A 14,309-nucleotide genomic window follows, 5' to 3' on the forward strand; every position below is an offset into this window, starting at 1 on the left:
TCGGAGGGACGGGAACAATGACGGCCGACTCAGTATCCGGAAGCGAGGCGCCCGGGTGGATCAGATGCGCCCCGGCCACACCGAATCAGGCACAGCTGTATCTCCTGCAGAGCCTGTCACCTGACAACCCCTTCTATAACGTGGCCATCAGCGTTCGCATTCGCGGGTCGCTCAACGGGGACCGTCTGAGCGACTGCCTCAGCGTCCTGGTCGATCGACATGAAGCGCTGCGCACCGGATTCCGTCTCGACGACGAGGGCTCAGTCGTCCAATGGGTCGCAGCGCCCCAGGGCTGGTCGGTCGAGCGTGTGCATGCCGACTCGGACGCTGAGGTGCAGGAGGTCGCCAAGGATGCCGCGCGTCGGGTGTTCGATCTGGCACGTCCGCCTCTGATCCGCGCGATCCTGATGCGCAGAGGCGTCGCGGACCACACATTGATCTTGGTTTTTCACCACATCGTCATCGACGCCTGGTCGGTCGGTATCCTCTTCGACGAGTTGTCCGCCCTGTACGGTGCCGAAGGACCGCCCTCCGCAATTGAGCTCCCGCCGGCAGTCTCACCGTTGGACACAGTCAAGGACGTCGGCCCTGCCGGCCTCCTCGATTACTGGGTCGGTCAGCTCACACCCGCGCCCGGAAATGCGGCGGTGGCTGGACAGGATCATTTCGTCGGAGCGGCCGGTGCCCTCCACACCTTTCATGTCCCGGAAGAGCTCGCGCAATCGGTGCGCCGTGAGGCCGCCCGGAGGCGGTGCTCGTCGTTCATCATCATGCTGTCGGCCTTGCGCATGGCACTGGGCCGCCGTACGTCACGGCACGACCTGACCATAGGCTGCCCAATCGCCGGCAGAACGGACCAGCGTCTGGAGCAGGCAGTCGGCTTCTTCGCCAACACCCTGCCGATACGTACGGTGATTCCGCCGGACGCTGACCCGGACAGCGTCGTCGAGGCGGTGCGGTCAGCCGCGCTGGATGCTTTCGATCACCAGGCGGTGCCGTTGGCGAGCATCGTCTCGCGCATCAGCCCGGTGCGGGACATACGCCGGAACCCGCTGTTCGATGTCACCTGCCAGCAACAGAACGCGGCGGACCAGCGACTCATCCTCCCCGGCGCCGTATGCGAGTTCAGGCACGTGGACAAAGGGACTACCCAATTCACGCTGAGTCTCGATATCTACGACGATGGACAGCGATTCGAATGCACCTTTGAGTACGCCACGGAAGCACTGGATCGCGGGGCTGTTCATGCGATCGAGCAGGCGTTCCTCGACGCACTGCAAGAGCTGTGCGAAGTGGCGTTCACCTCCGCGACCCCGTCGGCGGACAACGGCGTCAGAGCTCTGGAACCCTCCCCGGCCGCCCACACGCCACACCCCTTGGGACGCGTCCCTGAAGCACTCCACCGTGCTCTGGCTCAGGACCCCGCACGGCCGGCCCTTGTCGCAGGCGACAGGGCTTGGAACTGTGCCGAATTGCTCGCCGAAGTCGACAAAGCCATGGCGGAACTGAACGCCGCGGGTGTCCAACCCGGCCAGAACGTAGCCGTTGCTTCTCCCCGGTCGGCCGACGGGGTTGTGCGGATGCTCGCGATCTTCCTTCTGGGCGCCGCCTACTGCCCACTCGACGAGCGCATGTCCGCCGAAGGTCTCGACTCCGTGATCCGAGGGCTCTGCCCCGCCGCGATCGTCGGCAGCGACGCCGACATCTGGCGGGACTTGGTCAGATCCCTGACTTCGACTCCAGGGCGAAGCAACCCTGGCGAGGCGGCCGACGACACCGCTTACATCGTCCACACCTCCGGTTCGACCGGCGCGCCCAAGCAAGTAGCCGTCTCCTACCGCGCTTTCGCCGCCTACCTCGACGCGGTGCGCCGTGCGTACAGGCTGGGACCGGACGACCGAGTTCTGCACTTCGCGGCGACCGGCTTCGACGTGGCCATCGAAGAGGTGGTGCCCACGCTGCTCGCCGGTGGCACCGTAGTGGTCGCCCCTGCGGAACTCGCGGCCGAACCGGAAGGATTCCTTTCCTTCGTCCGCGACCACGGCATTACGGTGGCCAACCTTCCGTCCTCCTTCTGGCATCGGATGACCGAGGAACTGCGTCCGCGTGCCGACGTCGCACCGGGCTCCGCGCTGCCACTGCGTCTGGCAGTACTCGGCAGCGAACCACTGCGTCCCGCCTCTGTGCTTCGCTGGCGAAACCTCGGCTACGACGGCGTCCAACTGCTGCATGCCTATGGCGTCTCGGAAGGCACCGTGACCGTGGCCGTTCGCGATCTGACGGACTTCGCCATCGGGAGCGAAACGGAACGGCTGCCCATCGGACGACCACTCGACCATGTCGAGTTGCTCGTGCTCGACGAGGACGAGCAACCTGTCGCACCCGGCGAACCGGGACGTCTTGTGCTGAGCGGAGCAGCCGTCTCCTGGCCGGCATCCCAGACCGGCTCTGTCCTTCATACAGGAGACGCGGCACGGGTACTTCCTGACGGAGACGTGGAGTTGCTCGGGCGGATCGACCGGAAATTCAAGCGCCGCGGTGTCCTGGTCGACCCGGACGGCATCGAGCGGGCACTGACCACGCATGCCCAGGTGACTGACGCTCTGGTCGTCCCCCGTGCCGACGGTCAGCTCGTCGCCGTACTGGAAGTGCCTGACACGCACCGGCGGAACAGACAAGCCAGTGACGCTGCCCGGGTGCTCGACTGGTCGGCAATTCACGACGACGAAGCGGTCAACGACTACGACGCCGACGGTGACCCGCTGCTCAACATCAGCGGATGGACCAGTGCGATCCACCGGACTCCGCTGTCGGCACGTGTGATGAGGAGCTGGGCGGACAACGCCGCCGCGGGAATCCGGCGCTTCCGGCCCCAACGGATTCTTGAGATCGGCTGCGGCACCGGAATGCTCCTGCTCCAGCTGGCGGCCGACTGCGAGCGCTACGTGGGGATCGACGTGTCCAAGTCGGCCCTCGATCACGTCGAGCGGACGATCAGGGAGCTGCGTCCCGATCTCGCTCACGTGGAGCTCTTCCTCGGCAGCGCCGACGAACTGGGGCGCCTGGGTGTTCAGGGTCCCTTCGACGCGGTCGTCATCCACTCGGTGGCCCAGTACTTCCCTTCCGTTGAGTACCTGGAAAGTCTCCTGGGCACGCTGGCACCGCTGTTCGCCGAACAAGCCGTGGTTCATGTCGGTGACGTGCGCAATCCAGACCTCGTCCGGGCGCTGTACCGAGAGCAGGTACTCGCCGACACCACTCCACGGGACGACGTGGAGTTGATCGCGGAGATCGAAACACTCGTCAACCGTGAGGAGGAGCTGCTGATTCCTCCTCGCTGGTTTACTTCCGCCGGCCGAGGGACGTCTGCCCCCGTCGGCGTGGAGACGTTCGCCCGCCCCCCTTGGCCCGAGGGCGAGTTGAACCGCTACCGGTTCGACGCACGGCTCTTCTACGGCGATTGGGAGCAGTCGGGGACACCGGCGATCTGCTCTCCGGATGTGACAGGACTCGAGCGTGCCCTTGCCGCGGCACACGACGTGGTCGTCATACCCAACCGACCGCTTCCCCAACTCGGCAAGGCGCTGGGGGAATTGACACGTATGTATGCCGAGGCGGGGCTCGCCTCGCTTCTTCCGCCGGCATCCGGCGGGCCCGTCGACGAGGTTGACGTGTGGCGTGAGTGGTACGTGACCGCCGCACAGCACGGATACCAGGTGCTGCTGCCCTATGCCGAAGACAGCAGCCGGGTGGATGTGACCTTTGTCCGGCGTGACGCGCGCAGCGCCTCGAGCGGGATGCTCCTGACGGAGGCAGGGTTCTTCTTACCCCGCACCGCCTGGGCAGCAGGCAGCCGTCGTCCGAACGACCCATTGCGCCGCGAATCACTGACGGCGCTGCTGGACGAGGTGGTCGGGGCCGCAGCAGCGGTACTGACCACCGAGTCGGTGCCGACCTCCTCTATGGTGCTCGAACGGTTTCCCCGATCCTCCGACGGCCAACTGGCGCGCCGTCCACTCGCGGAACTAGCGGCGCGAGGCGCCGTCACACTCCGGTCCGACGATTCTGGGCACAGGCAACCGAACGATCCAGTGGGGGAGGCATGGTGTGCCGTGCTCGGGCAGTCTTACGCCCGGCACACTGACAACTTCTTCGCCTGCGGCGGCGACTCGATTCTCGCTCTTCGACTGGTTGCCCGACTCGGGGCACTCGGGTACTCCATCGGCCCTGCCCTGCTCTTCCGCAACCAGACGCTCGGCGCGCTCCGGGACGCCCTGAGCGCCTCGGAACACGCCGTTCCCCACGGTACGGACCCCGAACCGTCCAGCAGGCCCGAACCGGACCGGGGGGAAAGGAACCCGGCTGACTGGGCCTTGACACCGATGGCTCAATGGTTCCGCGAGCAGGACTTTCCCGACCCTGCGCACTACCAGCAGGCAAGGCTGCTCGTCCCGGCGGCCGGATGCGACACGGTGCGTCTGTGCGAGGGCCTCAAGGCGGTCCTGGGAGCGCACGGTGCTCCGGAACCACGCGTGATCAACGCGGACGAGGGGGACGAGGCGTGGCAACGCGCTGTGGCAGCCGCACGTCAAGAGATCTCGGATCAGGATCCCACCGTGTTCCGGGTAGTCACGGGACACGATGCGACCGGCCGGGAACGAGTCGCGTTGTTCGCCCATCATCTGATCGTCGACGCGGTTTCCTGGAACATGTTGCTCGACAGGCTCGACGCCTGGCTGCACCGCCCGCACACCGCTGAGCCGCCCGGCCCTACCGTGCGGCAATGGGTGGAAGGGCTCCGTGCCGCCGTACGCGAGGCGCCCCAGGAACATGAGATGTGGCGTCGTCTACTGGCCTCACCGGCGCACCCACTGTTCGCGAAGCCGGCGGGCGGCGACGGGCGTCTGAGATGGTTCACCGAAACCGTACCCCGCGTACGTCCCGGTCGCGCCGGCCGTGCGGACGGTGCCGAGGCTTTGCTGCTCGCCGCCGTGGGTCAGGCCCTGACACGCTGGAAATCGGTCCCCGCGGTGATAGTCGACCGAGAGGGCCACGGCCGCGACGCGCTCGACGACAACGCCTCCAACGTGCTCGGCTGGCTGGCCGCGACCCATCCCGTGCTGCTCGGCGAACGGTCGACCGCCGAGGACGTGCAACACACCTTGCGAGACCTGGCGTCCGTCGGCACCCGCTTCCTCACACACCGCTTCCTGAGCGAGGAACCGCTGCCGCCCAGTCCCGCGGAAGTCTGTTTCACGTACCTCGGCAGGCGGTCGCAAGAGGGCTACGGCCACTTCACCGTGGCCGCTGCCGACGTGGCCTCGGAGCTGCTGGGCGAAGACGTTGCTGAGACCAACGTGTCCGCCTACGCCCTCGACCTGGTAGTGGAGGGCAATCCCTGGACCGAGGAGCTGGCAATCCGCTACGCCGTCGACAGCAGCCGCGTATCCGATGCGGAGGCGAGGGAATTCGGGCGTCTGCTGGTGTCCGCAGTGACCCGCCTGGTCAGCGACGAGCACTCGGTGGAAGACCTGGAGGTCACGCCGACCCAGGCAGCCATGGTGCTCCACACCGCGGCACGGCCCGATTCCCTGGTCGGGGTGGAGCACACGGTGATCACCCTCGGCGGACGTATCGATCCGGAGCGCTTCCGGTCGGCGGTCGAGGCGGAGACGCAGCGCCATGAACTGCTGCGCTCCAGTTTTCACCTGGACAGCGCAGAGCCGCGTCGCCGAGTGGAGCCCCGGGTTCCTTCCCACGTGCACATCGAGGACCTCACCGGTCTGCCCACACGTGAGCAGTTGCGCCGAATCGACAGCTACGCCAACGAGGATCTGGAGGCAGGCTTCGACCTGAGTCGTCCGCCGGCAGTGCGCTGGGGTCTCTTTCTTCGCTCAGCCGAACTGGCCAGCCTGGTCTGGACACATCACCACGCGGTTCTGGACGGCGCCGGATCATGGGCGCTGCTCGCGGCCGTTCTGGAACAGACCGGCACGGCGCCCACAGCCCCGGCCCGGGAGCCGCGACGGCTCCCGTCCGCACAGCACGTGCCGCGGCGGGCCCGTCACGACACCGCGGCCGAAAGACACTGGGCCTCCCAGGCCGGCAAGGGGGCACGTTCACTCCTCCTGTTCGGGGATCGCCCGCTGCCAAGCGCCATCGGGCGCGAGCTGGATGTCGTCAGACGCAACCTCGACACGGAGACCCTCGACGTTCTGCGCCACGCCGCGGCGGAGCACGGGATCACCGTGGGCACGATCTGCCTGGCGGCGTGGTCTCTGGTGCTGATGGCCACCTCGGGAAGGCACGACGTGGTGGTCGGCACCAGCGTGAGCCACGAACCCGAGACCGACGGGGACGGCCCGGTGGTAGGCATGCATGTGACCACGGTGCCGGTGTTCTGCCGTATCGAGCCCGGACACTCTGTGGCCGACTGGCTCGGCGAGTTCCAGTGCGAGGTCGCGGACGGCCAGTACTTCGGGTACGTCGGTGAGACAGCGATACGCCGGTACATGGGACTGCGCGGCCGCCTCTACGACAACCACTTCGTCTTCCAGAACTACGCCAGACCTGAGCACTCCGCGGAACCCGACGCGATCCGCGTTCTCTCCGCACGGACGGTCACGCGCACTGGACAGCCGATGACCCTGGTGGTCGACGACTCCGGGCCCACGGTGTCAGTCGAGCTGGTCTTCGACCGCACGGTGGTGGAGCGCCCCGCAGCGGCCACGCTGCTGACCCGATTCGTGGAGAACCTGGGCAGACTGGCGACGGAGCCGGGGGCCTCTGCCGCGGAACTGACCGGGCCCCGCATCATGCTCCCCCAGGCAGAAGAGGCGGCACCCCAGGAGCCTGACGCCACCGAGGACTCGCGCGAGTCGAAAGTACGCAAGGTGCTTGCGGATCTGCTGGGCGTGCCGGATGTGCACCCGGACGCGAACTTCTTCGACATCGGCGCCCGGTCCATCCTGCTCGTCGAGGCGCGTCAAAGGCTCACCGCGGAGCTGGGGCTGGCTTTCCCCATCACGCATTTCTTCGAGTTCCCCACCGTGCGCGCTCTGGTCGAGGCGCTGGAGAGCGAGTCGAACTCGATGCGGAACCACGAATCCAGGAGGGCTGACGTGTGACGGAGAAGATCGCCATTGTCGCAATGGCCTGCCGAGTGCCCGGCGCCGACACCCCAGAGGAACTGTGGGAGAACCTGCTGGCCGGCCGGGATGAGCTGACCGTCGTCACACCCGAGGCGGCCATCGCGGCGGGCGCCGACGCCACCAAGGTGCATCGGCCCGACTACGTTCTCGGCACCCACGGAGTCGGAACCACGTACAAGGAGTTCGACGCCAAGCTGTTCGGGCTGACCGACCGTGAAGCCGCCCTGATGGATCCTCAGCACCGCTTGTTCGCGGAAGTGGCTTGGGAAGCCCTGGAACGCGCGGGCTGTGCTGGGCACCCGGACGACGGGCCCATCGGGGTCTTCGCGAGCGCCGGAATGAACATGTACACGACACTCCTGCTGCGAGAACTGGGGTATGAGACAGCCGCGGACGATCCGACCGTCTGGCTGCTCAACGACGCAGACTTCCTCGCCACCAGGCTGTCGTATGCCTTGGACCTGCGAGGACCGAGCCTGTCCGCACAATCCGCCTGTTCCGCTTCCCTGGTCAGCGTCCATCTGGCCTGCCGGGCGCTGCTCTCGGGGGAGTGCCGGATCGCGGTGGCCGGCGGCAGCGCCCTCGACCTCCTGGCCGAGCGCGGATACCTCTACCAGCAGGGAGGCATCGGCTCGGCTGACGGCCGCTGCCGGCCGTTCGACAGCCAGGCGTCCGGATCGGCACGGGGCGACGGGGCCGCCGCGGTGGTCCTGAAGCGGCTCTCGGACGCAATTGCCGACCGGGACGAGGTCATAGCGGTCATCCTGGGCAGCGCGGTCAACAACGACGGACACCAGAAGGCCGGCTTCACCGCCCCCAGCGTGCACGGTCACGCCTCGGTGATCCGAGACGCCCTGCGTGTGGCCGGTCTGACCCCGGGCGACATCGCATTCGTCGAGGCACACGGAACCGGGACCGCCATCGGTGATCCCGTCGAGATCAGAGCGCTGGAACGCGTCTTCGGCGCCGACGCACGCGGCGAGGCGTGCCGCATCGGGTCCATCAAGGCCAATCTGGGCCACTTGGACGCGGCCGCGGGCGTCGTGGGTCTGATCAAGGCCGCGCTTGTCGCCTCGCGGCGCACTATCCCGCCGCAGGCCAACTTCGACTCCCCGTGCGACGCCCTCGCCGCCTCCACCGCCATCGAGGTGAGCCCCAAGACCGTACGGCTCCCGGAGAACACACCCATACGAGGAGGTGTGTCCTCACTCGGGTTCGGCGGCACCAACGCACATGTCGTGGTGAGCAGTCCTCCCGATACTTTGCCGTTCGAGCGCACAAGCGGTGGCCCTGTGCTGTTGCCGGTATCGGCCATGAGCGACTGGTCCCTGCGCGAACAGTGCCGACGACTGGCGGACCACCTCGGCCGGAACAGTGACGGGGTCTGCCTCGACGACGTCGGCTACGTTCTCCAGACCGGGCGGCGCCAACTCCCCCGCCGCCGCTATGTGATCGCGAACACCCCTCAGGCCGCCGTCACCGCACTCGCCGACCTCGCGGAGGAACCGCGGGGCGCCAACGACGTCCCGCCCGCGCAGCTCGCCTTCGAGTGGCATCCGGCCATGACCGACGGGTGGGACGTTCAGGAAGCGGTCGCCGCGCTTGACGGGCTACGAGCGCCCTACGACATGGCTTGCACGGAAGCCGGACTGCCCGAGGACTGGGCCTTCGGATACGCCTGGGCCCACCTTCTGCACCGGCTCGGAATCGATCCGACGGCCGGCTCGGCGGAAGCGCGGTTGCTCTTGAGCGCCGTGACAGGGAGCCTTGAACTGGCTGACCTCGCCGATGCGGCCAGGAGGGCCGAGGTGACCGCGGCCAGCCCTGACTCGCTCGACGGGAGAAGACCGGCCGAGCGGGTGCTCGCTTCGATCGCTGATGCGTGGGCAGCCGGCCACGACGTCGACTGGCGGCAGCTGCACACACGGCCCCGCCAGAAGACCGTGCTGCCCACGTACCCCTTCGACCGGCTCCGGCACTGGCCGCTCACCGGATCCCGCACCAGCGAGGCGGCCACGTCGACGGCAACCGGGCGTCCGCACACGATCCAGTGGACGGTCGCGCCGAAGACCCAGGAACCTCCCGCGACGCTCGGCGGCAGCTGCGCGGTGGTGGGCCCGGCAGGGGCCATCCGCGACGCCGTGGAGCGTGCGGTCAGGCCGCTCTTCCCGAACGGAACGGGCACCAGCGACCGACTCGAAACACTTGAGGATCTGCCCGGCGCGGACGCCGGCGATCCGTCAACCGTGATCGATCTGACTGCGCTGGTGACTACGACCGACGAGCACTCCGAATACGTCCGGCTGTGCCGACTGCTTGGTACGGCCTCCGTCGGCCGCCCGGTGCGCTTCGTCTACGTCATGGCCGACGGGTTCGCGGCAACCGAGGCCGACCGTCCCTTGCCCGCGCGTTCACTGGCGCTTGGTCCACTGCTCACACTGCCCCGGGAGGCGAGGGGGTCGGCGGTGACCATGCTCGACCTGCCGCGCACGGCCGACGCCTCGGCTGTGGCCGAGGCGGTGCGGGACGAAGTGCCCCTGGCCCGGCCGTTGGTGGCCCGGCGGTCGGGTACTCGGCTGATCCCCGAGTACGTTGAGGACCCCACCCCTCCGTCACGGCCGCCCGCCCGCCTGCGGTGGCTCATCACCGGTGGTCTCGGCGGGGTGGGCAGGGCGCTGGCGGAGGAGATCCTGACCACGCGCCCGAACGATGCTGTCGTCCTCACCGGGCGGAAACTCCCCGAGGACGGCGTGAGCATCGGCGGATGCCGCAGTCGGCTCCTGGACGCGGCCGACCCGGGAAACAGCCACGACACCAGGCTGTGGCTGCGGAAGACCGATGTCTGCGACGCGGCGGAGGTGCGGGCCCTTCGGGACGCGTGCCAACAGGTCCTGCAGAGTGTCGACATCGTCCTGCACGCGGCGGGCACTGCCACAGGACAGCGGCTGGACCAGTGGGATCCAGCCGTGTCGGACGAAGTCCTAGGCGCCAAGCGCGACGGCACGTTCCGGCTGCTCGACAGCTTTGGCGACGGCAGCTGGCTCGTACTGTTCTCGTCCTTGACGTCAGTCAAACCGCACGCAGGAGCAGCGGATTACACGGCGGCCAACGCCTATCTCAACATGGTGCCCATGGCCCAGCGGGCGGGGGACCCCTCCGTCCTCACCGTAGCCTGGCCGACCTGGCGCGATCTCGGCATGGCCAAAGGCATCCCCACAGGCATCACCGCGGCCGACGGGCTGCGGCTGATCCTCGGCTCCTATCGGAGGACCGGGACAATCCTGCTGGACACCGCGGACGACCCGCTGACGCCACAGCCCCACACGGACGGCTCCGCCCGGCCGGCCCCGGTTCTCGGCGAGCGGACGGTGGAGTCGCTGGTGCGTCAACTGTGGGAAGAGATCCTCGGGTTCGAGGTGGCCGACTCTGCCGCCAACTTGTTCGATGAAGGCGCTGACTCGTTCAGCATGCTGCGCTTCCTCACTCTGCTGGAGGAGCGCCTCGACATCGAGTTCTCCCTGGACGACCTGTTCGAACATCTCACGATCGATGGACAGACGTCCCTCATCACAAGCCGTCTGTCCATGCGACAGAGCTCTCGTTCAGGCACATCGGACTCAGGGGAAGGCTGACGAACGTGACGGTGCAGACAAGCGCCACGACAGGACACGACTCGATCCGGGGACTGGGTTACCTCGACCTCGTGGCCGCGGATGCCGCCCAGGCCGTGGCGATCCTCACGCAACGATACGGCTTCACTCCCGCGGGCGAGAGCGACAGCGCCCGCCGAGGTGAGGTGACCTACGTCCTCCGCCGAGGTGAGGCGGTGCTCCTGGTCAGCGGCGCCCAAGAACCTGGCGCCCACGCGGACGCGTTCGTGGCGGAGCATGGAACCCGCGTGCGCGACATAGCCTTCCTCGTCCACGACGCCGACCGCGCCTGGAAGAAGGCGCTTGCTCATGGCGCCGAGCCCGGCGACAGCGGCGAGGCCCGTCATTCCATCAGCGTCTTCGGGGCGTACGAGCACACCTTCGTCGAGAGCCCGCCGTTAGAGGAGACGCCGCCGGGCGCCACGGAAGAACGCCACGGACATGTGGACCACCTGGCGCTCGCCGTGCCGTACGGGAAGCTCGACGAATGGACCGACTTCTACGTCGAGGTGCTGTCGTTCGAAGTCCTCATGAAGGAGACGACCGACACGGGGCGGTCCAGTATGCGCAGCACGGTGGTCCGTGAGCCGGATTCCGGCGTGACCTTCACTCTTGTCGAGCCAGGAGCAGCCGAGGGAGACGACCAGATCAGCGAATTCCTCCGCCACAACGCGGGGCCCGGCATACAGCACATCGCCTTCGGGACCAGGGACATAGTCGCCAGTGTGGACGACTGGACCGGCAACGGAGTGCGGTTTCTGCCCGTACCGGACCGCTACTACAGCACCTTGTCGAGCCGAGTTCCCGCCCTGCGGGCCGAGGTCGACCGGCTGCGGAGCCGTTCGATCCTCGCCGACAGGGACGAGAAGGGAGAGCTGCTGCAGATCTTCACGGCACCGGTCTTCGAACGCCCCACGCTTTTCTTCGAGTTGATCGAGCGGAGGAGGCAGAGCTCCGGATTCGGAGCCGGCAACATCAAAGCCCTCTTCCAGGCGGTCGAGGACGAACAGCGGCGGCGAGGCCGGTGACGGCGTCCACCGACGGGGCGCCCTCCCACGCGGACGTCCTCTGGCTGACCCAGCTGCACGACATCTCGCTCTCCCGCATGCTGTATGCCGTCACCCGGCTAGGAGTGCCCGACCTCCTGGGCCGCGGCGAGGACCACGAGGCAGCGGAAATCGCCGACCGGCTGGAGGTCGATGCCGACTCCCTTGACCGGATCCTGCGGGCACTGGCGGCAGCGGGGATCTTCGAGCGCACGTCCGGGACCCGGTATCGCAACACGCCCACCAGCCTGTTGCTGTGTACCAATGGCGGCCAACTGGCCGACGAGGTCCAGCTCCAGGCCGAGTACCTGGCGTTCGGCGATATCGAGCACGTGGTCCGCACGGGGCGGCCGGCGATGGCGGAACAGGGTGGCTTCTACCAGGCACTGGACCGCAATGACGACTGGGCGAACACCTTCCGACGCGCCTGCCGGAGCCGTTCGGGGCGCACGTTCAGCGCCGTGCTGCGCTCCCATGACTGGGGACGCAGCCGGCGGATCCTGGACATCGGCGGCGGCGTCGGCCACCACCTTGAGACGGTTCTCGCCGGCCACCCCGGCAAGACGGGCACATTGATCGACCGCGCGGCCGGGATCGCTCAGGCCCGTGAGCGCGAGTGGCAGCCCGGCGTACGCGACCGGGTCGAGTTCGCCGCCCTCGACTACATGGCGGATCCCATGCCTCCCGCCGACTGCGCTCTGCTGGTCAATGTCTTGCACAACCTTCCCGACCATCAGGTATGTGAACTGCTGGCCGGGCTACGGCAACGCTCCGCATGCGACCGGCTGGTCATCGGCGAATACGTACTACCCGAGTCCCCCCACGAACCGCACCCGGGACTCCTCGCCGACGTGTGGATGCTTGTCCTGGTCGGAGGCCGTGAGCGCCGCCGGTCCGAATTCGAGAACCTGTTCTCCGAGGCCGGCTGGAAACTCGTCGTCACACGCGAGGACCCGGTCACACGAGGAGCGTTGCTGGATTGCACCAGAGCGGAATGAGCCTGGTGAATGGCAAGGGAGCGGGCGCCCTGAATCACCGCGATTTCCGGCTGCTGCTGGCCGGGGATGCCGTCAGCCAGTTCGGCAGCGCGATGTTTCCCATCGCGCTCGTCGGCCTGGTGGCTGAGCCGCACGGGCCCGCGATCCTCGGCCTGTTGATGGGAGCGCAGGGGATCGTGGTCTCACTTCTCGGGCTGCCGGTCGGCGCACTGATCAACAGATACAAGAAGAAACATGTTCTGATCGTGGCCCATACGGGCGAGCTGTTGGTGGTGCTCGGCCACGCCACGAACCCGCACTCGGTGAGCACCCTCGTCGTCCTGGCAACGCTGAGCGGGGTGTTCTCCTCGGCGGTGAGACCCGCGGCGGGTTCGTTGCTGCCAGTGCTGTTGCCCGCCGAGCACCTCCAGCAGGCCAACGCGCTCAAAGGCATAGCCAATCGCGGTGCCGGCATCGCCGGACCAGCTGTGGCGGGTCTCCTTCTCACCCTGACAAGCGCGTCGGTCGTCTTCGTCATAGACGCGATGACCTTCCTGATGGTCATCGCGGCGCTGGCAGTGATCAGGGAGCAGCGACTGCCCCGGGACGAGACGGGCCCTCGTCGCTTGCTGGCCGATCTGAAGGAAGGGATGGCGGAGGTGCGCCAGCGCCCTTGGGTGGTCGCGATCATCGCCATCGCCACGGTGCAGGCTCCCCTGACCATCGCGCCGGGCTTCATCCTGCTGCCGATCGTCGCCGCCGACGACTACGGCCCTTCCACCTACGGCCTGGCCATGTCGTGCATGGCGGTCGGAGAAGTGGTCGGCGGCCTGCTGGCGACCAAGTGGACGCCCCGCAGGCCAGGTCTGGTGTCCCTGGTCGGCGTGATGCCCTATCCCCTCGTGCTGCTGGCCCTTGCCGCCACGGCGCCCGTCGGAATCATCTTCACCGGATACCTCTTGATCGGCATCGGCTTCATGCTCTTCGGCGTGTACTGGTACACGGCGCTGCAGCGCGACATCCCACCGGACCGTCTCGGAGTGGTATTCAGCATCGACCAGGTAGGCAGCTTCGGGCTCCAGCCAGTCGGCTACGCCGTGTCCGGAGCACTAGCGAACATGATCGGCGCGAAACCCGTCCTGGTGGGGGCCGGACTGTTCGGAGTCCTCACCACATTGGTCCCGCTCGCGGTCCCCGGAGTGCCACGACTGGCCGACCCTGCCTCGCCCAAGGAGCAAGCGACTGAGCTCGGCATTCAGACTTCGTGACTCGGTCCTGCGCAGGCTTGTCCAGACGAGGCGTTTGAAGTGGTGCGCGCGAGAAGGTGCTCGACGACGCAGCGGAGCCTGCCGCGGCCCGTGATGTTGGCGACAGCCTTGAGGAAGATCACCGGCAGGATCCGGCGCCGACGCGGTCCGCGCCGGGCAAGCCCGTTGATCGGTCAGCGGATGACTTCTGAGATCTCCCGGACCCGACCCTCGACAC

5 protein-coding genes are annotated in these 14,309 nt (G+C 67.6%); all 5 read left to right on the forward strand.

Annotated elements, in window-relative coordinates; all coding sequences use genetic code 11:
- Nucleotides 1-17 precede the first annotated feature (17 nt).
- Genes STSP_RS35885 through STSP_RS35905 form a run of 5 tightly spaced genes read left to right on the forward strand, consistent with a single transcriptional unit; the run spans nucleotide 18 to nucleotide 14,092 of the window.
- A complete protein-coding gene (locus tag STSP_RS35885; protein WP_067285388.1) occupies nucleotides 18-7,127 on the forward strand; it encodes a condensation domain-containing protein in 7,110 nt (2,369 codons plus the stop codon).
- Nucleotides 7,124-10,783: a beta-ketoacyl synthase N-terminal-like domain-containing protein gene (locus STSP_RS35890; RefSeq protein ID WP_067285390.1), complete on the forward strand. Its 3,660-nt coding sequence runs from the start codon at nucleotides 7,124-7,126 to the stop codon at nucleotides 10,781-10,783. Before STSP_RS35885 ends, STSP_RS35890 begins: the two co-directional genes overlap by 4 nt.
- Before the next feature lie 5 nt (nucleotides 10,784-10,788).
- Nucleotides 10,789-11,829 (forward strand): 4-hydroxyphenylpyruvate dioxygenase, encoded by a 1,041-nt coding sequence (gene hppD, locus STSP_RS35895; RefSeq protein ID WP_157902987.1) that lies wholly within the window; start codon nucleotides 10,789-10,791, stop codon nucleotides 11,827-11,829.
- Nucleotides 11,826-12,845 carry a methyltransferase gene (locus STSP_RS35900; protein ID WP_067285391.1) on the forward strand — a complete coding sequence of 340 codons (1,020 nt, stop codon included), beginning with the start codon at nucleotides 11,826-11,828 and terminating at the stop codon, nucleotides 12,843-12,845. Before hppD ends, STSP_RS35900 begins: the two co-directional genes overlap by 4 nt.
- A complete protein-coding gene (locus tag STSP_RS35905) occupies nucleotides 12,842-14,092 on the forward strand; it encodes an MFS transporter (RefSeq protein ID WP_067285393.1) in 1,251 nt (416 codons plus the stop codon). Before STSP_RS35900 ends, STSP_RS35905 begins: the two co-directional genes overlap by 4 nt.
- The last annotated feature ends 217 nt before the right edge of the window (nucleotides 14,093-14,309 follow it).

The organism is Streptomyces jeddahensis (assembly GCF_001642995.1).
In the GTDB taxonomy this organism is placed as follows: Bacteria; Actinomycetota; Actinomycetes; order Streptomycetales; family Streptomycetaceae; genus Streptomyces; species Streptomyces jeddahensis.